This is a genomic window from Longilinea arvoryzae, assembly GCF_001050235.1.
In the GTDB taxonomy this organism is placed as follows: domain Bacteria; phylum Chloroflexota; class Anaerolineae; order Anaerolineales; family Anaerolineaceae; genus Longilinea; species Longilinea arvoryzae.
The window spans coordinates 278,020-302,135 of the sequence record NZ_DF967972.1 but is presented as its reverse complement, the minus strand read 5'-3'; the positions used below and the strand labels follow the sequence as shown (position 1 = coordinate 302,135).

The following is a 24,116-nucleotide window of genomic DNA, read 5'->3' as shown; positions in this document are numbered from 1 at the left end:
TTCTGGCGACCTCTTTTCGAATTATTCGTTATCTTCCACATTCTTAAGCTCGGCCAGCAGGGCGGCGTGCAGGGCGGCGTTGGCGGCCACAGCGCCGTAGGGCGGGCGCATAAAATCCGGGTTGCCGTCCATGTCGGTGACCAAGGCGCCGGATTCCTGGGCGATCAGACCGGCGGCGGCAATATCCCAGCTTTTTAACTGCATTTCCCAGTAGCCGTCCAGACGGCCGCAGGCCACATAGGACAGATCCAGCGCGGCCGAACCCATGCGCCGGACGGCCTGGGCCTTTTTGACGAGCTGTACAAAGTAAGGCAGGTTTCGATCGCGGATGGCGGGATCGTAGGAAAAGCCGGTGACCAGCAGCGCCTTCTGTAAATTGGTCTCAACGCTGGGTGAAATGGGCAGGCCGTTCAGCCAGGCGCCCTTGCCGCGTTCGGCCGAGAAGCACTCATCACGCAGCGGGTCGTAAACCACGCCCATCCGAACCTCGCGATTCACAGAATAGGCGATCGAAACGGCAAAGATCGGTACGCCGTGGGCGAAATTGACCGTCCCATCCAGCGGGTCGATGATCCAACTGCAGCCGGTCTCGCCTTCGAAGCGCCCACTCTCTTCGGTGATGATGGCATCCTGCGGAAAACGCGCCCGAATGCGTTCCAGCAGCATATTTTCCGAGTTACGATCCACTTCGGTAACCAGGTCGATCAGACCTTTATAGTGCACCTGGTGATCCTGGCCGTAACCCGCGCGCAGAATCTCTCCTGAAGCGCGGGCCAGGTCGATCAAATCAAATAAAGTTGGTTGTTGCATACGGGTAATTATAACTTTCTCGATAAGCATCCGGCAGCTTTACTGCCATAAATCCGGCATTCAGCGATGCGAGTTCATTCTTCCGGTTTGAACGCGCCCACCAGCTTGAGCAGACTTTCCAGTTCGTCGCGAATCTCGTATTGATCGCTGGTTTCCTGCGCCAGCAGCGCCTCGAAGGGCGGTTTCTGCTCGGGCGGCAGGGTTTGCAACAGGCGCTCGGTGCGCGCAATCTGAGTGGCCTTATGGTGCAGCTTGGATTCCAACCGTTCGCGGTAGCCGTGGTAGAAATCGCTGTCGCCAAGCGGGGCTTTCCGTTCGATGGTCGCGCCGGTCAGCACTTCGGCCACGGTCAGAAGGAAATCTTCCGGGTCGATGGGTTTTTCGACGAAACGCACCGCGCCCAGGTTGAGCGCGAATTCCTTGTCCTCCGATGTCAGGTAGGTGGCGGAAATGAAGATCACCGGAATCTGGTTGGTGCGCGGATTTTTGCGCAGGTTATAGACCAGGCTGTAACCATCCATCAATGGCATCAGGATGTCGGTGATGATCAGCGCCGGGCGCTCCAACTCAGTGCGATCCAGCGCTTCTTTGCCGTTGCGCGCCGAAACCACCGGATAGCCCTTGAATCGCAGGGTTACTTCCAGCAGCTCGCGCACGTTGGCATTATCTTCCACAACCAGTATCGGACCGTAAGGAATGTTCATGAGAAAAATTTTAATGCAATTCACCTGAAATGCAGTTTACAGGTGCCTTGCGGTTCAGCCTCCCCGGCCGTCCGGCCAGTCGCGCAATTCATTTTCATCGGCCAGGGCTTCGAAATAGCGCACCAGATCGGCATGGCGTTTTTCGGCCAGGGCCTTTGCCGCCCGGGTGTTGAGCCGGTCGCGGACGTGGCGCAGTTTGAAAAGGTATTCATGGTAGGCCGAGTGCGGTTCGCCGGGCTCTTTTTCGCCTCTTTCGAGAAAACGCTGCGAAGGCGTCGCGTAAACCGGTTGGCCGGCTTGAATGGCATAAGCAATGGTGCGGGCCACGCCGATGGCGCCCAGGACATCCAGTTTGTCGGCGTCGAAAAGCACCTGCGCTTCCAGGCTGCGCGGGCGCTGGCTGCTGCGGTAGCGATGGGCGAGGATGCATTCCTGCACGCGGGTGATGGATTCGGCGTTCCAGCCTTCAGCGGTCAGGATGCGGGCGGCTTCGTCAGCGGAAGCCTCGTGGTGGTTGCCGCGCCCGCCGCTGGTGGGCTGGCTGCCCTGCACATCGTGCAGCAGCGCCGCCGCGCGCACGATTTCAAGGTCGGCGCCTTCGGCTTCGGCCAGTTTTTCGGCCAGATGGTAAACGCGCAGCACGTGATCAAAGCCGTGCACGGCATCATTTTGTGGGTAGAGAGCTTGCGCCTGTTCGATGGTGGGCATGAAACGAATCTCCGGGGGAAGTTTTTAGCAATTCGCTTTTAGCTGTTAGCCTGTTAGCTTTCAGCAGTAGGCGATGAATGGTCTTCGTAAAGAGGCTATAGGGCTCGAGCAAAAACGGTAAATCCGTGCTCTGGCATCATCCCGCATTACTCAGATCTCTTTTTTCAAAATCAAGGCTTGAAAATGAAGAGATGCACCGCAATCGCAATCGATGGCCCGGAAGGAAAGGATGTCGAAAACCCTGGCCGCTTCCCGCTGGATATGCTCGTCGCTAAAGGACGAGAAGAAGCGCTTCGGCTCGGCGTAATCTTCTTCTCGAATGCCTTCGTGGTCGTCCCCGCCATAGACGCCCAGGAAAAACAACCCGCCCGGTTTCAATACCCGCCGAATCTGCGCCAGCGCACCGGGAAACTCGGTCTTGGGCAGGTGGAGGAGGCTGTTCATGGAATAGATTGCGTCGAAAGACTCGTCCGGAAAATCCAACCCGGCCACGTCCATGACCTGCGCGTCCAGGCCCTTCTGACGGCATAACGCCACCATGGCCGGCGACAAGTCGATACAAGCAACCTCCAGGCCGTTCTCGCGGAAGAACAGGCTGTCGCGGCCCACTCCGGCGCCGACTTCCAGCAGGGTCCTTTTTTGTTCCTTCTGCAGGAGGGTCAGAAAATTTGCGCGTACCTCGATTTTCCAATCCGCCACCGTTCCGGCTTCGCGATCGAGGGCGGTTTTGTCATAAAATTCGCGCAGAGCGTTTCGCAGCGGGTGGCTGGCATTCGGTTTCATGCGTTTCCTGATTTGCAATCCATTTGGATGAACCATTGCGACGTCGAGGCTAATTCATTGCGGTGAATAAGGCTTCATTATACCCTCGGCCGCGCCCGGGAGATCATTGTCCGGGATGAAAAAGCGGGGTCCTGTGAATCACAGGACCCCGCGGTAATCCGGAAGGTCAGGGTTTATGGACCGACAATGCGACCTTCGACCACCGGGCCAACCGGCGAGTTGGCCGCCACGTAATCGATGGCGACCTGCAGCAGGTCATCGCCGGGCTGGTAGACATTCGTACCCTGGCTCAGGATGGTGTAACCATCACCGCCGGTGTACATGAAGTCAAGGGTGACGATGCGGATCGTATCCGTTGGCAGGATGGGGATATGCGTACCGCCCATGCCGGTCGGCGTTCTCCACATGCCGGTGACCACCGGAGTGGTGCCATTGCAGGAGAAGGTAACCGCCAGACCGGAGATCTGCGGGAAGCGGCCGGTTCCGCCGGTGAAACCCGGGTAGCAGAATGGCGTGAACCCGTTCACAAAGGCCTGTTCGAGTTGAGCGCCGGTGAGGGTCTCGATGACGGTCCGGTTGCCGAAGGGCAGGACTGCATACATCTCACCCCAGGTGATTTCACAGGGTCCTTCGCCAGCGCTGGGTGGCGTGCAGTACAGGTTGGCGCGCAGGCCGCCCGAATTGGTGTAGGCTGCGTCGACACCGGGATAGCGCAAGCGCATGGCGTCGGCCACCATGTTGCCCATGGCCGATTCATGCAAGCGAGTCGGGTCGCGCAGGATATCGAACTGTTGGGTGCCGATGACCTGGTTGCGGAGAATGGCCGTTTGCGCGTTGGCGTCATCGATGATTGCCTGGACGTCCGCGTCCTTTGCAACACCGATGTCCTTGGCCATGCGGGTGGCTGCGCCGGCCCATTCTACGTTCTGGCCGTGCACGATCATCTGGACCACCGAGTAGCTGGTGCCGGCGTTGATGCCCTCGGCGATGAGGATGTGGCCAACCATCAGGTTCGATACGCGATGGGTATGGCCGCCCAGCATCACGTCCACCTCGGTCTTCTGAATTTCATTGGCGATGTCGACGATGGGGCCTTCCCAGGCAACGGCCGCGTTCCCATCGATTGCATTTGCGCCAACCGTCGTGCCCTCATGGATCAACACGACCTGAACGCGGACGCCCATATCCTTGAGTTTCTGCGATTCGGTCTTGATGGTTTGGACGGCCGGCAGGAAAGTCAATCCGGCCGTGGCGCCCGCGCTGACCAGTTCGGGAGTCGTTTCCAGGGCAATGCCGATGACGCCGATACTCACGTTTCCGTACCGGAACACGTGCGTACCCTGAACCCAGTCGGGGTTCAGTAAGGTATTTTCATCCACGATGTTGGCGCCCAGGAATGGGAAGTTGGCATTCGCCTCATGCATGAGCAGGCGAGCCAGACCATAATCGAATTCGTGATTGCCGTAGGTGGTGGCGTCCACTCCCCAGACGTTTTCCACATCGATGGCGGGCTTATCCTGCAGCAGGCCGGAGTTGGCCGGGGAAGCGCCCACGTTATCGCCGGAGGAGAACAGGAACCCGCGATCGGCGAAGTTGGCGAATTCCTCTTTGAACAGGGTCGCCAGGTAAGCCGCGCCGCCCACGCTGATGTTCTTGCCGTCGTAAGTGGCCGTGGTGGGTTCGAGTTGGCCGTGGAAATCGGTAAATCCGACCAGCGGGACGAGCGTCCGGGCTTCGCCGCCTCTCAGCAGATCAAGGCGCACAACGCCCTGGGATTGCTGGGGTTCGGGAACGCCGAGGATGTAGGCGATGGTGGGGGCCAGGTCGATGGTGCGGATGCCTTCAGCCAGGTAGTTGGGCTGGATGGCTTTGCCGCCGGCAAAGAACGTGGCATGCATGTTGACGTTTGCATCCAGGTTCTGTACATCCGGCACATAGCCGTGCTGGCCAAAGAAGGCCGAGAGCGCCACCAGCGTGCCGGGGGTTTCGGCGTCGAACTGGTACGGCGGATAGGCAAACACAACCAGGTCGCCGGTGCGGGTTGGGTGAGCCATATCCGCGTAGGAGTCCGTCCCGTTGGGGATGTAGCGCGCTTCGGCTTTGGTATACGCGCGGTCGATCATCATCCAGTCTTCGGGCTGGCCGTCGCCGGTCCAATCGTTTGGATCGGTCAGCGCCAGGTAGGCGGCCTTGATTTGCTGGACGACCGCGGCTTCATCTGCAGCGGCCACCTGCTGGTAACCGCCGCCAGCCGGATCGCGACCGGCCAGATTCAGGTAGATCTGTAACGTACCGCCGGCCCAGCAGGCCTTGGCCTTGCCGATGGTCTCACCGGTTGCCGGACGGCAGTTGGAAGTTTGGGGCTTGGAGAGCAATCCCAGGTCGACCAGCGGTTTGCTGGCGTCGATGGCCAGGAATTGAGCCCCAAAGCCGTGGTCGGAAGCAACGAAGGTGGTGATGTCCTTGCCCATCAAAGACCGCCCCAGACCCAGCGTGCTGTCTGCGCCTTCGTAGGCTGCCTTGATGTAGGCTTCGCGGTCCGCCACGCGTCCATCGGGCGTGCCGTTGACCTGCACGTCATCGTAAGCCGGGTTCGGCTCGCCGTTGGGCAGCGTGGGAGTGATGAGCCCCAGGAACTGGTGTGAGAACTCATCCGTGGCCGAATAACCCAGCAGCAGCAGATCGGGATGGTAAGCGTCGATGACGTATTCGATGATGGGGTGGTAGGCCTTTTCCCAGTACAGCGCCTGCTCCACGTAAGTGTCCTCGCTGACGATGCCGGATTCCAGAATGGCATAGTCAGCCGAGGTGGCGGTGGGGAAGGTTTGGGCGATGTATTCGGCGAAATCACCGCTGAAGCCGTCTTCTCCAAGCCAGGTGGGCCAGGAGGCAATGGCGCGTGTGACCGAGGTGTGGAACAGACGCACCATCGAGAGATCGGGCGTCATTTCTTCGACCTTGATCAGCATGCCCGCCGTCAGGCCGGCCATCGAGCCGCCGACGATCTTGACTTTCACGTCACCCCATTGGCCTTTGTGCAACGTGGCCACGGCTTCGGCGCCGTTCTTGCCAAAGGCGAACAGCACTGTGTCGTAATTGACTGTGGCATCGTTGGTGGCATCGAAGATATAGGCGTTCAGGCCGTACTTGTCGGTGCCAAAGTCGAGCACGCGCAGGTGCATTTCCTTGGCGGGGCTATAGGAGGTGGGTACATGGCTCCAACCGACCGCGTTTGTTGGCGCAGCAGCGGCGTAAGGCGCCTGGCCTGCAAATCCGGCCGGGTGATCGAACTGCAGCCCGAACGAGGCTACAAAGGCGGCCGAATCGGTTGGGCTGATGTAGTTGGTGGCCACGCCGCGCCCGGACAGGAAGGAACGGTAATCGACGGAGGGGCCCTGGATGTTCATTTCAGCGCCGCCCGACCATTCGATCTGGGCAACCTTTTTGCCGCCGCGTTCAGCAGCCTGAGCCAACGATTCAGCCTGCACGACGCCTTTGTCGAAGGAGGCAGTGCGGCTGGAGAAGGACGCGCCGTTGATGGCAAAGGTGTTGTTGGTGGAGCCGGTTACGCCAGACCACGCGCCGGTTGCCAGGCTGTACCAGCCCGCGCCGGTGTTGGCCGGCGCCTGGGTCAGCAGGCCGTTATCGCCCGCGATCGCGCCGGTCTGGATCAAGTCGGCAAAATTGGGCAGCAGGTCCTGTTCGGCATATTGCAATGCCAGGTCCTGACGCATGCCGTCGGCTGCAAAGAAGATGACGCCGTTGGTCTTGGTGTCGGTGGTTTTGCCAACGGCCGGCGCGGCAGAGACATTGACGGTCAGCGAAGAAAAGGCAAGGACGAGTATCAACAAACCGCCAAATACTCGTACAAGAGTATGCTTTTTCATCTCGAAACCTGTTCCTTTCGTGATTATCATTGGACACGGGTGCAATGCACCCTGGTTTTTGGGTCAATATCCGGCCAATACCGCCGGATATCCAAACTTCCTTCAAATTCGTTTAATCCCCGCTATACTCATTTCGAAGGCAGCACCTCCTTATGGGTGTTCGTTTGGAAATTGTACTTAATTCATCGACATTAAATCATTATACCGATCCAAACCGCCAATGGATTAATTCTTAAAAAATCCTGATAAGTTAAGGAAATGTCAAACCGGGATACAATCAAAGCGTGACTGCGATTACCGTGCTGCCCGAACGATACAGCGTTTGCCGGCTTGCCGCTGACGCGGAAATCCCGGCCTGGGCCATGAAAGGCCCGTTTACTTCACTCACCCGCACGCCAGACGAGTTATCGCTGGTGTGCAGCAAAGCGAACCTGCCGGCGGATCTTCGTTGCGAACCCGGCTGGCGAATTTTACGCCTGGAGGGACCGTTTGCCTTCGACCAGATCGGTGTACTGCTGGGTGTCCTGGCGCCGCTGGCGCAGGCCGGGGTGAGTGTGTTTACGCTTTCGACTTACGATACGGATTATGTGTTTGTCAAAGAGGCCCTGCTTGCGCGGGCATGCGCGGCATTGAAGGAAGCCGGGCATGATCTGGAACCAGATTACCCGCAAAAGGTTGTATAATAATTGCGTTTCGGCCGGGTACGACTCTTTTAATATCCTGTGTCGTTACTATTAAATGTAAGATTATTGAAAGTAATATCCTCCAAAATAAAGGTAATCGATCCAACGGGGCCGAGGGGGCGTCCTGTTGCATTGCTAACAGGAAAATGACGACCGCCTTCGGACACTGCTGGAATCTGACTTATCAAGTGGATCCCCCGACGTTCTCGAATGCCGGGGATTTTGTATTGCAGAAGACATTGGCCGACGTGATCCCATCGCCCCTGCCTTTGCCGGTTACCGGCGCCTATCTGCTGCACCCCGGCGGCGGCGACTATGAATTATTGGCCGCGTTGACGCAATCCGCTTATGGTCTGGATGGCGCGGCTTTACCAGAATTACGGTTGCACATGCGCCGCTATTTCCTGACGGTAGAATCGCATCCGCTGTTGGACAGCTCGTGGATGTGTTTCGTGGATGGCGCTCCGGTTTCAGCCTGCCTGATCGCGCGGCCGCGCGGGTCGGACACCCCTCGAATTTTCGATCTTATGACGGCCCGCCCCTGGCAGGGCAAGGGTCTGGCGATGACGCTGCTGCAAAAATCACTGCACGCGCTGGTCGAAAAAGGCTATACGGCGCTTCGCGTTGGCTGTCCCATCCAGGAAAAATCTCTGCTCCAGCGCCTGGAACAATTTGGCTTTACCGCGATCCATTCCGAATTATGTTAAGAATTCATGCAACAGGCCGGGTTTACACCCGGATACCCTTCTTTGTCCGACCGTACCTCAAGTGAATCCAAACAGGCTTTTCGAAAAAAACTGGCCAATGGACCCGGTCAACTTCGATAAAATCTAAAGAAATCGTCTTTCATGGATGTTATTGGAGGCAAAATGGCGCAAACAACCGACCGGTTATGCGCGGTTCTTTTGGGTCTGGCGGCAACTCCCGAGGCGGCCGCCGAGCATGCTCGAATTTCAGCCCGCTGCCCCTATGTGGCCAGTTATCTTGCAGAAAAATGCATGACGATTGGCGTTTATGTGCTGCCGGAAAACAAGCGCTGGTGGATTGAAATTCCCGCCCAACACCCCGAACTGTTGGGACTGGTCCGGGCGAGCCTGGCGTTCATGGATTTTCCGGATGCGGAAAGCGCCTGGTCGCGCGGGGATACAAGGCCCGAGCTCGTTCAACCACCGTGCGGTTCGGATTGCTCGCATTGCCCGCAGTACCAAACGCGCTGCGCGGGTTGCCCGGCCAGCCAGTTCTATCGCGCCTGAGATGCAGCGCCGCGCCGGTGATTCTCAGCGGGGCGGCAGCAGACCCTCCTCGACCAGGATATTCTCTGTAATTTCCCTCGCGGCCGCACCGCTTGCAAATCCATCCGGATCGGTGCTTTCAATGTTGGTCGCGAAGAAATACACATTCCCATCCCGTTCCAGGTAACCCACGAACCAGCCGGTGTGGATGGGAACACGTTGAACCGATCCGGTTTTTCCGCGAAAGGTATAGGAATCGGTCGACTCCAAAATCATGATCTTCTTCACGATGTCGATCGATGAGGTGGAAAACGGCAGATCATTTTGATAGAACCGCTTCAGAAAATCCACCTGTTGGTCGGCTGATATTCGAAGGCCGCCTTCCAGCCAGAATGTATCGATCTTGCCAGAGATGTCCCGGTTGCCATAATCGGCCAATTCCACATAATGCCGCATTCTCTCTTCCCCGACGCGCCGGGCGAGTTCCTGGTAATACCAGACGACCGAATTTTGGAACGCCGTCGCGAGGGTCTGATCCTGATTCCAGGAGGCGATCTCGTAGTTCGTGCCGTCCCACGCAATCTTGTAATTTTCGTCCGAGATAACGCCGGTCTCCAAACCAATTAGGGCGTTTAGAATTTTGAAGGTGGACGCCGGCAGGAAGGGTTCGGCGCAGCGCTGTGTATTGAAACGGATCGTTTTCTGACCATTCAAGTCGTACAACACAAAGGCGCCCTTCATTCCCTCGAAGAAATTTTCCAGTTCCGGTTTTTCTTCGGAAACCGGAAGGTCGGTTTCCGTCTGAACGGTTGTGTTCGGCAAGGGTTGGGACGTGGCGGTCTGGAGTGGGTTGCAAGCTGCCAGTAAAGCCAGGAGGAGTGTAAAACTCAACACGAGGACCCGGGTTCTACGCATGGATCTTGTTCCTTGGGAAAAATAGGATGCCTGATTGTATTCCGATTTTTGAAATAATGACCTTATTGACGGTTCAATTCATCATTTAGAATCACAGTCTGACCAACGATTTGTAAATCACTGGAGATTGTCTATAATGAATCACAGAATGTAATGCTATCAGTCGGCAACCAAGACGGAGGATGGTTATGCTTCGAAAAAACTGGCTGCTTATGATTTTGCTGGCAACGTTGATTTCAGGATGCGCTCAACAGACTGAAACCACATCCGGCATGCCCTGGTGGGGTTGGGTGATCATTATTCTGGTGATTTTTGTGCTCTTCTGGCTGGTATTCCGCTCGCGGCCGGAGGAAGAAGTCAAAACGAACCAGACGGTTGCGCCAATAGAGGATGAGGCCGTCCGGGCTGCCGAAATTCCGACCGGGGTGGCGTCGGCGCCGCTGCAGCCGGACGATTTGACCCTCATCGAGGGCATCGGCCCGAAGATCAATACGATTCTGCATACAGCCGGGGTCAATACTTTCGCTCAACTTGCTGCGTTGGAGCCGGAAAAAATCATGAATATTCTTACGGCGGCGGGTATCCGCCTGGCCGATCCGAAAACCTGGTCGGAGCAGGCCCGCATGGCCGCGGCCGGCGAGATGGAACGGTTGCGCGCCTACCAGGATACGCTCAAAGGCGGCCGTACCGCCTGATTGTTTTCTCCCGTAAGAACCCGATAAAAGGGCTGCCTAAAAGCAAATCTCACTTTTGGCAGCTCTTTCTTTTTGCCTCCCTCCGCATACCCATTTCCACATGGCACAGCCCCTTTCTCAATATTCCCTGTTGACTTCCCGCTTATAAATTGATAAATTCAATCAACAAAGAAATATATTTCAAAAGGAGTGGCTGCCATGTCCTTGTTTACGGATGTCAATGTGGTGCAATATTTCGTGGCCGATTGGGAACGGGCCAAGAAATTCTACATGGACCTTCTGGATTGGCCGGTGGCCTACCTCGACGACCGGATGGGTTGGATGGAGTTCGGCGAAGTTGGAAAGACTCACCTGGCGATCAATCGATGGGATCAAGCCGTAGGCCCCATCCCTCAAAATGGCGCCATTGCCGTGCTCAGCGTCGCGGATGCCGGCGCCACCCTGGCAGCGTTACGCGCGCGCGGCGTGCGCTGCGATGATATCGCGATCATCCCAGGCGTGGTGGCCGTCGGCGCTTTCTACGACACGGAAGGCAACCGCATCCAGTTCGCATCGCCGCTGACGGAAACATCCGGCGGGGCAGGGGTGTAATTCCGATTGCGATGGCGGGGAGGGTCTCGATTCCGGATTTACCCGGATGGAGGGGGTATAATGGTTGCGTTTGAGCATAAGGATGCCTGATGATTGACCGACGCGAACTGCTGCAAAACATGCAGGCGGGACGTAGCCGCCTGGAATCTGCGGTGGCAGGCCTACGGGATGAACAATTCCTGGCGCCCGTATTGGACGGCGGATGGTCCATCAAGGATGTCCTGGCGCATCTGGCGTTTTGGGAAAACCGGGTCGGCGATATCTACCTGGGTTTGGTGATCGGGGAACTGTCGAATTTGGAGGGGGAGAACCTTTCGGTGGATGCGTTGAACGCGCTGGTTTACGAACGCAATCGACTGACGCCGCTGGCGCAAGTGCGTGAGAATGAATCCTGGGCCTATCAGGCGTTGAAACGGTTTGCAGCCGCCGCGTCCGAGGAACACCTTTTTAGCCCGACGTGTTTTGCGTGGACGCGCGGGCATCCCTTCGTGGAATGGATCATCGGCAACACGTACGAACACTATGACGAACATTTACCGGTATTGCTGGCCTGGCGAAAAAAACAGCCGGGCTGAAGCAGAGAATTGATTTTGCTTGATCCTGCCGAATGGGGGGAGAAAGCAGGCGAGGGAACCATGGCAAATATATTTCTGATAGGCGGTGGGGGCGATCAGCCACAAACCTGGGCCGATACTTATGGGCGTTTTTTGACCGCTGCCGGCGCCGAAAAGGCGCGCCTGGCGCTCATCGTCGTGGGCGTCACGGCTGGGGATGCGGACCAGATTTTCGCTTATTATCAGCATATTTTCAATGAACTTGGGCTGCCAACCGACCAGATCCTGAAGATGGCGTTGACCGAAGGCCATTCTCTGGATGCGCAGGCGCTGGCCGCACTGGCGGCGATGGACGCGAGCGGCGTGTGCGTTTGCGCCACCTCCACACCACTCTGCCAGCAGGCGCTGTGCCAGGATCTCGAATGGGTGCGCTGGCTGCAGGAGAAAGATTTACCCTATTGCGGCGTTTCCTCCGGGGCTGTTGTGGCGGGCGATCGTGCCGTGGTGGGCGGCTGGCGCGTAACGGTGGATGGTGAAAAACATCCCATCCAGGCGCATTGGGCCAGCGAGGGGTTGGACGAGTTGGAAGTGCGGCCGGGGTTGGGGTTGGCGCCGTTTGCCATCGAGTGTCACGCCGGGCAGTGGGGTAATTTGACGCGCCTGATTCATGCCGTGGCCATGGAACTGGTGGACGTAAGCTGGGCGATTGACGAAGATACGCTGCTTGAAATTGGCGAGCGCGGTTTTTTTACCAACGGTCTGGGGCACACCTACCGCTTGCAGATTCACCATATGGGGCGGGTGGAAGTCAGCCTGTTCCGCAATGGCGGCGGGATCATGCGGGGATGAGTGATGGGTTCTGTGTTTGGAGTTCAGAGGAAGACAGGACGTTCTCTGGATATGGACTGTATCCTCCAACATCCATCATTTTTAGCCGATCATTGATTCAATAACGATATAACCCGAAGCCTGACGGCACCTCCACGAAGAACGCTTCGACTCATCAACTTAAGACTCTCTTCTCTTCTTGACTCTCCGGTTACCGGAGGGTTTATACTGGGCGCACTGAAGGCCTTCAGTACTTTTCAGGATGGGAAACAAGTATGCTCAAGATCGGAGACTTCTCCAAACTGGCGAGGGTGACGGTCAAGACGCTGCACCACTACGAGCAGATGGGCCTGCTGCGTCCGGCCTGGATCGACCGCTTTACCGGCTACCGTTACTACGCGCTGCAGCAGCTTCCGCGCCTCAACCGCATCCTGGCGCTCAAGGATCTGGGTTTCTCATTGGATGAGATCACCCACCTGCTCGACCGCGACCTCGGGGCGACTCAACTGCGCGCCATGCTGGAGGAAAAGCAGGCCGAGTTGGAGCGGCGGGTGCAATCCGAGCAGCGCCGGTTGGAGATGGTGGCCGTGCGCCTGCGTGAGATCGAAGCCGAGGGCCGGACTTCGCTGCCGGACGCCGCGCTCAAGTCATCTCCGGCGCTGCATGTCGCCAGCCAGCAGGCTTTGGCGCTCCCCACGGAGCAAATGTTCGATCACAGCGACCGGCTCTATCATTCGATCATGATGTGGCTGCAGCAGGCGCACCTGCGCCCAAGCGGCGAATGGCTGGCCCTGCATGAGAAACCGGAATACGACGAACGCGCCGTGCCCATTGAAACGGCCGTCGTGCTCGATCCGCGCAATTCCGAACCTAGCAACCTGCCCTCCGGGTCGGTGAATCTGCGCTGGCTGCCCGCCGTGCCCGAACTGGCCTGCTCCGTCATCCCACGCCAACCCGGCGATTTGATGCATGCCTATACCGGCCTGTATGGCTGGGTGGAAGCCAACGGTTACCTGGTGAACGGCCCGGTGCGCGAAGTCTACCTGCAGGAGCCGGGCGAGAACAGCGCCGCCATGGTGGAGTTACAGTTTCCCGTCGAACGCAACCGGCATTGGAGAATTCAAACCAACGCCAGACAGGAAAAGAAGGAGACCGAAATGGATGTCAAAATCATCAACCAGCCCGCGATGACACTGATCGGGCTGCGCTACCAGGGCAAGAACCAGAACGACGAGGTCCCTGAACTGTGGAACGTATTCAACAAACGGGCTGCTGAAATTGCCAACGGACTCGAAAACGCGTACGGGGTGTGCCGCGTTCCACCGGGCTTGCCGGAGGGCGAGTTCGAATACGTCGCCTGTATGCCGGTCTCGAAAGTCGAGAAAGTGCCTGAGGGCATGCTGGTGGTGAACCTGCCGGAGTTGAAGTGTGTTGCATACCCGCACCACGGCAAACTGGACACGCTTGGCGAAACCTACCAGGCGCTTTACCAGGCCTGGCTGCCTCAGTCGGGATTGGAGGTGGTGGAACCCGGTTTCGATATGGAATTCTACGGCGAAGAGTTCAACTTCACCGACAACTCGGTATTCTATATCTACGTTCCGGTGAAGTAAGGCGAACATCTGGGAGTGCACAAACCGTTCCGATGCAGTAAATCGGAACGGTTTGTTATGTGGCTGTAAGTTCCCAACGGCCCTGAAGTGCCTATAATGATATTTGGTGGTTGGCCCACATTAGAGTTTCATCGCAGCCGGGCCGCCACCGGCTTTTTTTAAGAATATGTTTGCCGCTTAGCATCTGCGCCGGGATTGCCCACCGCACCCCGTCGGCCATACCGCAGGAGACGACCGCCTGGTTCCAGGGGACGTTGCGCCCGTAGGGGGCCGGTATTTGCCTGGTTCCCAGCGTTGCGCGGCTGTGGGCTGAAGTTATAATTCGAGTATGGAGATTCAATACCTTGAGCTTTCGCCGGCCTCTGCCGCGGCCATGAGCGATGCGATCGTCAGGGTGTACGCAGCCGCCTTCGAGCCGCCGCCCTACCTGCGCGGCGAACCGGAGGCGCGCGCTTTTTCGGATATCTTCCTGCGCCAGCGCGGCCAGGCTGGATTCCACTGCATCGTGGCGCGTGAGGCTGCCCTGGGGACTGTGGTCGGATTCGTCTACGGATTCACCAGCCTGCCGGGGCAGTGGTGGCACGATCAGGTGGCACAGCATATGAACGACGTGCAGCGCGAGCACTGGCTGGGCAGTGCCTTCGAACTGACCGAACTGGCCGTCGCGCCCGCTTACCAGGGCTTTGGCATCGGCGGGCAGCTCCACGACCGGGTGCTGGCCGGCCGGCCGCAGCGAACGGCGGTGCTATCGACCATGCAAACCGAAACCAACGCTCTGGCGCTGTACCGCAAGCGCGGCTGGCAGTTGTTAGTATCCGATTTTCTCTTCTCCGGCGCGGTGCGGATGTACGCCATTCTGGGGAAAGAGCTGGCGGCTAATTCGCTTTTAGCGGTTGGCGATTAGCGGTTAGCGGTTAGCAATCAGCTATTGGCGATTAGCTTATAGCCCATTGGCTTTATGACGAATCCGCCTACCTCATACCGCAAACCCATCCCTTCCCCAACAATAACGGCGGGCATCAAGCCCGCCGTTGTCGATCGGTAAATTCGAGGTTATTCGCTGCAGTGTCCGGGGCCGATGAGACCGTTGTTGTAGTTGTCCAGAATCGAGGCCACGGACAGCACGTAAGTGCGCGTGCTCTTCGATAGGGTGGTGGTGAAGAAGCCTTCAGCCCAGGCCAATTGTGAAGCCACCGCGCTGACGTCCGCCCCGTTCAACTGGTTCAGGTGAGCCGCGATGTAGGCGTGCGCCAGGATATAGTATGCGTTGCCGCCCTGCGGGGTAGTCCACAATACATCGTACCAGCTCTTGCCGCTCAGGTAGAAGGGCGTGTTCTCGCCGACCTGAGCCCAGGTGCCATCATAAGGCGCCGGGCCGTAACTGGAATGGGTCTTCCAATAACCCGGGGTCAGGCTGCAGCCGGTGGCGCACGGCACGGTCACGGTCACGCGCCAGTTGTCGGAACCCGGCGTGAAGGTGTCGTTGGTGGTAAAGGATGCCGTGTTATCGACGTAGTATTCACCGCAGGTGCCGTATCCGCCGACATTCACCGAGTAGGTGAAGGTCTTGGGGGCTTCGTTCTTGCAGACCGTGCCCAGGTTGCCGAGCATGCTGTCGGTGACGCTGATGCACTCATCGACTTCGTTGATGGTTGCCGAAGCAAAGCTGACGTTGGCGGTGCCGCTGAAATGGGTGGTGCCGGATGGCGTCGCGCTGCCGTTCGATCCATAGGCGTGATTCTGCAGCACAGCGCTGGCCGTATTGAGGCGGTCGGCCGCATCCGGCAACGAAGCGCTGTAGGTGCAGTTCAATGTGCCGCCGGCAGCCAGGCTGTAGGGGAAGCTGACCGGGCAGACCACACTGGCGGTGATGCCGCCCGCAATCCCATCGCTGACGGCGTTGATCGTCGCGGCCATGGGCGCCGGATTCGTAACCGTGATATTGCCGCTGGCGGCGAACTGGCTGTCGGTGTGTCCGGTGACATTGACCATCACGCTGTACGGCACCGTATAGAACTGGCCGGGGCTCAGCGTCAGGGCTGCGAAGTCGGCGATCTTATCGATGCTCCAGGTGTACTTGCGCTGGAGGCTGGTGCTGGCGTCCTTGGCGACGGTCAGATCGTGACAGTTGACCTGCACCGAGGCGGTGTCGCTGATCGGTTTGGGAGTCTCGTTGATGATCTGAGTGGCCGAGACCGTGTTGTCGTGCCGACCCTCATCCGCATTGCAGGTGAACGTCTTGGAGTAATTGACCACGCTGGTGTCGGTGAAATGCCAGGATTGGCCGTTGGTATCGCTGACATCCAGGCTGTTGTTGAAGACGTAATTGGGGCTGGATGGGAAATTGCCGGTCAGCGAGGGCGAAGGCCCGAAGGGTTCGCCGATATGGCCGGAGTGATTGTCGATGGTGATATCGGCCGTGAGCTTGAAGACCTTGCCGGCCAGAAGGGTCGGGTCGACGTAAGCCATGATGTGGTAGCACTGTGAAGCGCCGGCGGCCAGTTCACCGCTCTGAAAAACGATCGTCGAAAGAGCGACGTCGGTTGTGTCGGGCGGGAGGGTCACATGCACGGCAATCTTCAGGCCCTGGGTGGCTTCAGCGCCGCTGTTGGTGACGCAGACCTGGCCGTCGATGAAGCCAAGCAGCGTTCCGGCCGATTTGGTGGCGGTAACCGTATATAGTGAAGTGCCGCTGTCGCCGGCAAACAGATCCCAGGTGGCCGGGTACACCGACTTGTCGAGCGTCCACTGGTAAGTGACCTTATAAAAAGGCGTGGCTTCCTGAACCACGGCGGTCAGCGTTGTGCCGGCCTGATCTTGAGCTGAAACAGGCTGGAAAATCCCGAATAGACCAATCACGAGAATAAGCATTGCCAGAGCGGCAAAAATAGACTTCGATTTCATTGAATTCCTCCTGATGAGCAAAACCGGTTATAGGCCAAAACCAAACAAGTCATGGCATGACGATTGTGAATCGTTAAACCTCCTTGATCACCTGCTTCCCCCCTCGCAGGAATGCCCTGAACCGCCGGAAAACAAAAAAACCGGCGTCCAATTCGGGCCGGTTTCGCTACTGGCTCCCCACCGGTCTAGGCTGTTTTTACAGCGCAAGCGACCAAATTCAACCGGTGGTTCATCGCCTCACCAACAAAGCGGATTGTAAATCACCCTGGTTAACCAAAAAACGAGGTTTCGCTGTCCCACTATCAGGGTTTCAAACCCTTAACCATTTCTATTCTAACAAATATGCAAGGTTTTACAATAGGGAAATTTCCTTATTTCGGATAAATTAGGTATTCTTAAGATCGCCGGGATGGCATGGATTTTCCAGATGCCTGGTTCTGATCACCTGAAACTGGGCTACAATATTTTATAGCCCAAACATCTGCGGAAAGGAAGATATCATGACTTATCCGATCATCCAACGCGAGATGACCGTCCACTTGAATAATGGAAACTGGTACGCGCGCCCGCTCGAAGACGCTGATATTCTGGGACCGGTGGATTACGGTTGGCACCGCTACAACCTCTATCCGGACAGTTTTACCTTTGGCGAGGGTCTGCTGGCGGGTAGCAGCATTCCTGGCTCGCGCCGGTTGGTGGTGAGCGCCTGGAGTCCGCAATGGGATGGCTTCTATGTGTCCAGCTTGGGCGGGGCGGCTTACGTCTTCCACGGCGTGGGCGTCAATTACATCGCCCTGCGCAACCGCGCCGAGACGCCCAGCGTGCTGCTGCTCAACCACAAGAACGGTGAGATTCAGTGCCGCATCGAACCCGTGGATGTGGATTCGCTGTGGGTGGGGTATGCCGATCCGGATGGCGAACGTCTGACCGGCTTCTTCGCGTTGCAGCAGGCTTTGTTCGACCGGTACGCGTCCGAATATCAGACCGACAAGGTGCGCATCATGGCGGTCGGCCCCGCTGCGCGCCACACCCGCGAGGGGGCGATCGGTTCCAGCCCGGTGCGCAAAGGCGCGCTGACCGCGGTGACCGATTGGGCCGGGCGCGGCGGGCTGGGCAGCCGCCTGCTGCAGTACCACAATATCGCTGCCATCGTTTTCGGCGGCGAATGGGAAGACCCGGACCTGCGCGATTCGAGCGAGATCGACGCTTATTTCATCGAGCACTTCGGCAAGAAAACCATCCAGACCGACCTGGCGGCGACAGAAAAATATCGCTACGTGCCGCAGTTCGATACCGGCGGCACCTTCGGTGTCAATATGCGCGAGTTGAACGAACGTATCCTCAGCTTCAACTACACCAGCATCTACGCCGACGAGGATTCGCGCCTGCGCCAGCATAAAAATTTCATTCTGGATCACTACCTGGCCCAGTTCAATGAAGAAACCATCAAACCCCGCAAATTCCAGCATTGCGGCGAGCCCTGCGCCGTGGTGTGCAAGAAGCTGAATGGACGCTACAAGAAAGACTACGAACCCTATCACGCCCTCGGTCCGCAGTGCGGTGTGTTCGACCAACGCGCCGCCGAACAGCTCAACGATTTCGTCGAGGGAATGGGCTACGACGCCATCGAAGCCGGCTGCACACTGGCCTGGATTCTCGAACTGATCAGCCAGGGTCTCATTCCGCCCGAAGATTTCGGCTTCCCGGCGCGCCAGGAATTACGCTTCGACTACACCGACGACCCGCAGAAATTCGATGTGGTCGCCGACAGCGCCAGGAACGCCGAGTATGCCATCCAGGTGACCGCCCAGGTGCTCACGGATCCGCGCTGCGCGATCTTTCGCCAGGGCATCCGCGCCGCCGCCGCCGCATTGGACAAGAAATACAAGATTCGCAGCCGCGATCGGGCGGTCTACCTGGCGCACGGCGAAAACGGCTACATGACGCCGAACCAATACTGGGTGCCGGGCATGTTCTCTCCGATGCCGATGATGGGCAAATACTTTGTCTACTACGGCGTCGATTTCCTCGATCCGTATACGCTGGGGCGGAAGAATGTGGAGCGCATGACCTACGAGCTGTTCAATGAGAACAGCGGGATCTGCCGGTTCCACCGCAAGTGGTCCGAGCTGATCACGGATGAAATTCTGACCGCGCATTACGATTTGAAAGTGGATTACAAAGCCCACCAGTTCGAACTGGCCAAAGACATCAACCATCGCGAAGGCCCCAAGGTGGCCATGTGGGAAAGCGAGCGGGTGGTGGATTTGATTCTGGGGTATCTGGAACAGTGGGAACGGGTTGGGTTGAAGAACCCGGCCCTGGATGAGTGGCTGGCGCGTTTCCGGGCCGACAAGTTCACCGCGGCGCAGGCTTACTGGCGAGAGGTACGCCGCGGCATCGAGGCAGCCTTTGCCGACGGCCCGGCCGCCATCCCCGAGCAGCTCACCCCGGGGCAGCAGGCCGGTAACAAACCAACATAGGAAAACAGGATACGCAGGATAAAGAATACAGGGATGAAGAGGATCAAGAGCACAAGAAAGAGAATGGAATGGGTTCTGAGATGATGCACTCTTCCATCTGATGCATGATCCGAGCGGAACCAACCACTCGATAACTTCTTTATCCCGATTCTCCTTACATCCTCCCCGTCCTCTTCATCCCTGTCAATTCCTCTCTTATTCCTGCGTCGGACGGACCGGCCTGCCGGGCAGGGGTTCCAACAAGCCCAGCACGGTCCCGCCGGGATCGCGGATGTAGGCAATCCATCCCACCCCGGGGATCAGATTTTTGGCTGTGATGACCTGGCCGCCGTTGGCCTGAACCAGCTTGAACGTTTCGTCCAGGTTGTCAACCTCAGCGGTGTTGACCGTGGTCTTAAAATCATCCGCGGCGCCGCTTAACCCGCCGTCGATGCCGGGAAGGTTTCGATCGCCGGTGCTGATCAGCCAATAATCCATGGGGCCGGGGTACTTTTCGAACTTCCAGCCGAGCACGGTTTCATAGAACTTGATGCTGGCGGCCGGGTCGTTGGTGGGGATTTCGAAATGGATGATGCGAGACATGCTGTATCCTCCTTGAGATATGGATAATGGTGACAATTATTATATAGAATATTATAATAATTGTAAATAAAGTAAAAATGTTAAAGTGGAAAGATATGCTTTTCGCTCTGGTTGTCATATTGGCGATTTCGTTATGGGTAAAATGAAAGAAAGGATTATTGCCATATGAATTCATCTATATTATCGGATGGTTTGCCTGAAAAAAGGACGGAAAATCCATCCACCTCCCTTGGTGCAGGCCTTTCCCAGGCTGAAGCAGAGAAACGTTTACAACAATATGGTCCAAACGCATTACCAGAACAAAAAACACACCTATGGCTGGTCTTCTTGAAAAAAATGTGGGGACCGATACCCTGGATGCTTGAGGCCTGTGTAGTCCTTGAACTTATCCTGGGAAAGTATATCGAAGCTGGAATTATTGGCGCATTGATCCTTTTTAATGCAGGTATGAGTACACAACAGGAAAATAATGCCCAGAATGCTTTAGCTTTATTGAAAAAAAGACTAACAGTAAATGCTCGTGTATTACGGGATGGGGCCTGGCAATTATTACCGAGCGTGGATCTGGTTCCTGGCGATGTAATTTATCTACGGATGGGGGATCTGGTACCAGCGGATGCGAAAGTGGTTTCCGGTCAAATATCGCTGGATCAATCTTCATTGACCGGTGAATCGATGGCAGTCGAAGCAGCCGAGAGTGCATTAACTTATGAGGGCACCATTGTTGTTCGTGGTGAAGCCACGGCAATCGTATCAGAGACCGGGATTCGCACCCGGTTTGGGAAGACAGCTGAGTTGGTTCGAGTGGCAAGGTCGACCGGACAGCTTGAAAAAATTGTCTTTTCGATCGCCAGACATCTCGTGATTCTGGATATCATTTTAGTTGCAATTGTTCTGGCGTATGCAGTTTTCTCTGGGTTGCCAATGCAGGATATGCTTCCATTTGCATTAATCCTTTTGGTGGCCTCTGTTCCGGTCGCTCTACCGGCTACGTTTACTGTTGCAACAGCTTTGGGCGCGGTTACACTCTCAAAGAATGGGGTACTGGTTACGCGCCTTAGTTCGATCGAAGAAGCTGCATCCATGCAAGTGTTATGTACGGATAAAACAGGAACACTAACCGAAAATAAATTGGAAGTGTCAGAGATTATTGCTTTCTCGCCCAATTCTCAACAGGATGTGATTCACTTGGCAGTGATGGCGAGCGATGCAGCCACACAGGATCCATTGGACAAAGCGATTCTGGAAAAGGCCAAAAAGGCAGGGGTTGATTTGCATATTAATGACAGCCGGCAAAGGTTTGTGCCATTTGAGCCTGCCACCAAGCGGTCAGAAGCATTTTTTAATCAGAATGATCATATCCTTCGTATTATGAAGGGCGCGCCTCAAATTATCAGTACCTTTGATTCAAATCTGGATGAGAAATTCACACAATTGGTGGATGGCCTATCCTCCAAGGGGTTACGCGTCCTGGCGATTGCCTCCGGAACAGATGACATCGTCCAGGTTGCCGGGTTGGTTGCTTTTCAGGATCCCCCTCGCCCAGATTCTGCCAATTTGATCTCCCGATTGAAAAAATTAGGAATCCGAGTGATTATGATCACCGGGGATGGGCTGATCACTGCCAAATCGATTGCATCGATAATCGGCATTGGCGACCGAGCTTCGTTGGGCGAGAGTCTACAAATTCCGCAAACAGGTTCGGACGAAGATTATGATGTTTATGCCGAAGTGCTTCCAGAAATGAAGTATCAGTTGGTAAAAAAATTCCAAAAGAAGGGAATGGTTGTAGGGATGACGGGAGATGGCGTGAATGACGCTCCTGCCCTAAAACAAGCTGAAGTAGGGGTGGCTGTTTCAAGCGCTACCGATGTTGCCAAAGCAGCTGCCAGCCTGGTTCTGACTTCTCCTGGACTCAGCAATCTGGTTGCAGCGATTGAAACCAGCCGGCGAATTTATCAACGTATGCTTACCTACACACTCAATAAGATTATCAAGACCATTGAGATTGTGTTTTTTCTTAGTTTTGGATTGATTTTCTTCCACACGTTTGTCACAACACCCCTTCTGATGATTCTTTTGATTTTTACCAACGACTTTGTCACCATGTCGATATCCACCGATCAGGTAAAACCATCCCCTTTGCCCAACCGCTGGAATGTGCGCTCGATTGTTTGGGGGGCCGTATGCATCGCTCTACCAATCCTGGCGCTGTCGTTCGGGATTTTCTGGTACGCCCATTCTGTTCTGCAACTACCACTGGCAAACCTGCAGACGCTGCTGTTTGTAATGTTGGTTTACAGTGGGCAGGGAACAATTTATCTGGTTCGCGAAAGAGGTCATTTCTGGCTTTCGCTGCCCAGTAAATGGATGCTGATTGGAACGAGCGCGGATATTTTGGTAGTCGGCCTTCTCGCAACCCAGGGTATCCTGATGGCTCCCATCCAGATTATGCTGGTGGTAGAAGTTTTTGGGGTGATCTGTGTGTATCTTATGGCGTTGGATCTTATCAAGGTGCCGATCTTCGCCAAACTTCACCTCAACTAAAGGGAATGACAAGGCATTGCCACTCTAAGTGGATATTCATGGATTGGCTGCCCAGCCGAAGAAAGCGCCGGGCAGCTTTAAAGTAAAAGATTGGCTTAAAATCAGATATTTTGCGTCTGGCTGATGATGCGCCAGGTATCTTCCATGGTTGGCGGGACGCGCGTCAGTCCACTCTCGGATTTGCGCACCAGCGTCAATGCGCCGCTCGGGCAGGTGGTCACGCACAGGCCGCAGCCGATGCAGCGCTCCTGCTTGAGGGCCACGCGGTCGCCGTCCTCGACCAGGGCCTGCATCTGGCAACGCTGCAGGCAGGTGAAGCAGCCCTGACAGTCCTCGGGCGCCAGGCTGGCGATGAAGGCGCTGGCCACCACATCGGCGGGGCGGGGGTGGCGTTTCAACCCTACCAGGCCGCCGCAGCAGCAGCCGCAACAGCAGCAGATGAACGAAACGTCCTGTGAATTGCTGGGGCGCAGCACCAGGTTGGCCGCGTCAGCCCTGGCGATGAGCGCCAGCATCTCGGAACGGTCGATTTTCCGCCCGCGCCCGGTGCGGGCGTAGAACTCGGCCCATTCGCCGAAGATCAGGCAGCTTTCCTCGGGCGCGTCGCAGCCTTTTCCCACCATCCGGGCGCCGCGGCGGCAGATGCACGGGGCGACGGCGAAACGGGTGTGGGCATCGACGATGGCGTTCACCTGCTCGTAGGTCACCGTTTCCAGGCGCGGATCGATGCTCTCGTGGATGGGGATGGTGCGCATTTGCGGGATCGTCTCCGCGGATGGGCGGTCGACGGTCGTGCTCCAGTACTCCCACAGGGCATGCAGGAAATTGACGCTCAGGTTGTTGACCTGGAATTCGTAGATGCCCACCACGAAAGGCGCGGCCATGTACGTTCGACCGCCGTCCTCAGTATCCATGGAAAGGATGAGGCCCTTCTGCGCCATCTCATCCAGGAGAAGTGCGCCGGCGTCCGGCGCGAGTCCGGCCCGGGCGGCGATAAGCCCGGCGCTCTCGCGTTCGAGCGTCAGGTGCACGGCCAGTTCGGCTTCCTGCGGGCTGAACAGCAACTCCAGCAGGTGCAGATCGGCGCCCGTGCGGCTGGGTGGGAAGCCATCCGGAAGCTGGTCCAGGTGTCTGGCCAGCCGGCGGTAAGTCTGCTCGTTCATATACAACTCACTTTCATCTCGAAACGGAGATGAATCCATTATAGGTCGCGGATGCGGCGAATCAACCGCCCTTTGTTATTTTTGTATTTTTCACCATTCCAAACCGGCCAGCGATCATCCGCCTGCAACCGGGAAAGGTTCAAAAATCAACCCTCCCGGATACTGGTCGAAGGCCCCTTGATTCTTTGGTACAATTCCCCTCATGTTATACCGAAAGAAACCCTTCTTCAAACGACCTTTTGGCCGCGTTCTGCTGATCCTGGCTGGATTGGCAGTCATTGGCCTGATCCTGTATCAGGTGCCGTATTTTCACCGCCGTTTGAGCTGGCGGCTGGAATCGGCCATCGTCTACGCAAACAGCGTCATCAATCCGGCTGGCAATTTGCCCACCCCAAAGCCCACGCTTGAATTGACCAGCCAGCCTACCGATCCGG

The 24,116-nt window shown here is 56.7% G+C and carries 21 protein-coding genes and 1 riboswitch; of the genes, 12 read left to right on the top strand and 9 right to left on the bottom strand.

Going from position 1 to position 24,116, the window contains the following annotated elements; translation table 11 throughout:
* Window positions 1–21 precede the first annotated feature (21 nt).
* The 5 genes from LARV_RS01375 to LARV_RS01355 all read right to left on the bottom strand — a co-directional run bounded on the left by LARV_RS01375 (window position 22) and on the right by LARV_RS01355 (window position 6,892).
* Window positions 22–810: an inositol monophosphatase family protein gene (locus LARV_RS01375; protein ID WP_075071947.1), complete on the bottom strand. Its 789-nt coding sequence runs from the start codon at window positions 808–810 to the stop codon at window positions 22–24.
* A gap of 74 nt (window positions 811–884) precedes the next feature.
* Entirely contained in the window at window positions 885–1,514 is a 630-nt protein-coding gene (locus LARV_RS01370) for a response regulator (RefSeq protein ID WP_075071946.1), read from the bottom strand.
* A gap of 54 nt (window positions 1,515–1,568) precedes the next feature.
* Window positions 1,569–2,222 (bottom strand): HD domain-containing protein, encoded by a 654-nt coding sequence (locus LARV_RS01365; RefSeq protein ID WP_075071945.1) that lies wholly within the window; start codon window positions 2,220–2,222, stop codon window positions 1,569–1,571.
* Window positions 2,223–2,372: 150 nt separating this feature from the next.
* The gene (locus LARV_RS01360) at window positions 2,373–3,005 is read right to left on the bottom strand and encodes a class I SAM-dependent methyltransferase (protein WP_075071944.1); all 633 of its coding nucleotides are present in this window, start codon (window positions 3,003–3,005) and stop codon (window positions 2,373–2,375) included.
* A gap of 173 nt (window positions 3,006–3,178) precedes the next feature.
* Window positions 3,179–6,892, bottom strand: a complete 3,714-nt coding sequence (locus tag LARV_RS01355) for a 5'-nucleotidase C-terminal domain-containing protein (protein ID WP_075071943.1) — start codon at window positions 6,890–6,892, stop codon at window positions 3,179–3,181.
* Between the two features lie 284 nt (window positions 6,893–7,176).
* On the opposite strand from LARV_RS01355, the gene LARV_RS01350 reads away from it, so the two are divergent.
* The 3 genes from LARV_RS01350 (at window position 7,177) to LARV_RS01340 (ending at window position 8,828) form a co-directional block, all read left to right on the top strand.
* A complete protein-coding gene (locus LARV_RS01350) occupies window positions 7,177–7,575 on the top strand; it encodes an ACT domain-containing protein (RefSeq protein WP_075071942.1) in 399 nt (132 codons plus the stop codon).
* A gap of 146 nt (window positions 7,576–7,721) precedes the next feature.
* Entirely contained in the window at window positions 7,722–8,282 is a 561-nt protein-coding gene (locus LARV_RS01345) for a GNAT family N-acetyltransferase (protein ID WP_075071941.1), read from the top strand.
* Window positions 8,283–8,444: 162 nt separating this feature from the next.
* Complete coding sequence (locus LARV_RS01340; RefSeq protein WP_075071940.1) at window positions 8,445–8,828, top strand: hypothetical protein; 384 nt, start codon at window positions 8,445–8,447, stop codon at window positions 8,826–8,828.
* A 24-nt stretch (window positions 8,829–8,852) separates the two neighbouring features.
* Here the strand turns inward: LARV_RS01340 and LARV_RS01335 are convergent, their stop codons facing one another.
* On the bottom strand, window positions 8,853–9,722 hold the full coding sequence (locus tag LARV_RS01335; RefSeq protein ID WP_075071939.1) for a carbapenem-hydrolyzing class D beta-lactamase OXA-1089: 870 nt from the start codon (window positions 9,720–9,722) through the stop codon (window positions 8,853–8,855).
* A gap of 188 nt (window positions 9,723–9,910) precedes the next feature.
* On the opposite strand from LARV_RS01335, the gene LARV_RS01330 reads away from it, so the two are divergent.
* The 6 genes from LARV_RS01330 to LARV_RS01305 all read left to right on the top strand — a co-directional run bounded on the left by LARV_RS01330 (window position 9,911) and on the right by LARV_RS01305 (window position 14,907).
* The gene (locus tag LARV_RS01330; protein ID WP_075071938.1) at window positions 9,911–10,417 is read left to right on the top strand and encodes a hypothetical protein; all 507 of its coding nucleotides are present in this window, start codon (window positions 9,911–9,913) and stop codon (window positions 10,415–10,417) included.
* Window positions 10,418–10,615: 198 nt separating this feature from the next.
* Entirely contained in the window at window positions 10,616–11,008 is a 393-nt protein-coding gene (locus tag LARV_RS01325) for a VOC family protein (protein ID WP_075071937.1), read from the top strand.
* An 89-nt stretch (window positions 11,009–11,097) separates the two neighbouring features.
* Window positions 11,098–11,583, top strand: a complete 486-nt coding sequence (locus LARV_RS01320) for a ClbS/DfsB family four-helix bundle protein (RefSeq protein WP_075071936.1) — start codon at window positions 11,098–11,100, stop codon at window positions 11,581–11,583.
* Window positions 11,584–11,643: 60 nt separating this feature from the next.
* Entirely contained in the window at window positions 11,644–12,411 is a 768-nt protein-coding gene (locus LARV_RS01315) for a type 1 glutamine amidotransferase family protein (protein WP_075071935.1), read from the top strand.
* Between the two features lie 254 nt (window positions 12,412–12,665).
* Window positions 12,666–14,003 (top strand): GyrI-like domain-containing protein, encoded by a 1,338-nt coding sequence (locus LARV_RS01310; RefSeq protein ID WP_075071934.1) that lies wholly within the window; start codon window positions 12,666–12,668, stop codon window positions 14,001–14,003.
* Between the two features lie 328 nt (window positions 14,004–14,331).
* The gene (locus LARV_RS01305) at window positions 14,332–14,907 is read left to right on the top strand and encodes a GNAT family N-acetyltransferase (protein ID WP_075071933.1); all 576 of its coding nucleotides are present in this window, start codon (window positions 14,332–14,334) and stop codon (window positions 14,905–14,907) included.
* 149 nt (window positions 14,908–15,056) lie between these two features.
* Here LARV_RS01305 and LARV_RS19800 read toward each other — a convergent pair whose 3' ends face one another.
* Window positions 15,057–16,907: a hypothetical protein gene (locus LARV_RS19800; RefSeq protein ID WP_083522241.1), complete on the bottom strand. Its 1,851-nt coding sequence runs from the start codon at window positions 16,905–16,907 to the stop codon at window positions 15,057–15,059.
* Window positions 16,908–17,053: 146 nt separating this feature from the next.
* Window positions 17,054–17,156: riboswitch (cyclic di-GMP riboswitch) on the bottom strand.
* 251 nt (window positions 17,157–17,407) lie between these two features.
* Between LARV_RS19800 and LARV_RS01295 the strand changes: the two genes are divergently transcribed.
* Window positions 17,408–19,390 (top strand): aldehyde ferredoxin oxidoreductase N-terminal domain-containing protein, encoded by a 1,983-nt coding sequence (locus LARV_RS01295; RefSeq protein WP_075071932.1) that lies wholly within the window; start codon window positions 17,408–17,410, stop codon window positions 19,388–19,390.
* Window positions 19,391–19,585: 195 nt separating this feature from the next.
* Here the strand turns inward: LARV_RS01295 and LARV_RS01290 are convergent, their stop codons facing one another.
* On the bottom strand, window positions 19,586–19,972 hold the full coding sequence (locus LARV_RS01290) for a VOC family protein (protein ID WP_075071931.1): 387 nt from the start codon (window positions 19,970–19,972) through the stop codon (window positions 19,586–19,588).
* A gap of 165 nt (window positions 19,973–20,137) precedes the next feature.
* On the opposite strand from LARV_RS01290, the gene LARV_RS01285 reads away from it, so the two are divergent.
* The gene (locus tag LARV_RS01285) at window positions 20,138–22,519 is read left to right on the top strand and encodes a plasma-membrane proton-efflux P-type ATPase (protein WP_083522240.1); all 2,382 of its coding nucleotides are present in this window, start codon (window positions 20,138–20,140) and stop codon (window positions 22,517–22,519) included.
* Window positions 22,520–22,620: 101 nt separating this feature from the next.
* Here LARV_RS01285 and LARV_RS01280 read toward each other — a convergent pair whose 3' ends face one another.
* Window positions 22,621–23,682: a 4Fe-4S dicluster domain-containing protein gene (locus tag LARV_RS01280; protein WP_075071930.1), complete on the bottom strand. Its 1,062-nt coding sequence runs from the start codon at window positions 23,680–23,682 to the stop codon at window positions 22,621–22,623.
* A gap of 202 nt (window positions 23,683–23,884) precedes the next feature.
* Here LARV_RS01280 and LARV_RS20270 point away from each other — a divergent pair.
* On the top strand, window positions 23,885–24,116 hold a 232-nt coding region (locus LARV_RS20270; RefSeq protein ID WP_172797753.1), incomplete at its 3' end, for a DUF1206 domain-containing protein.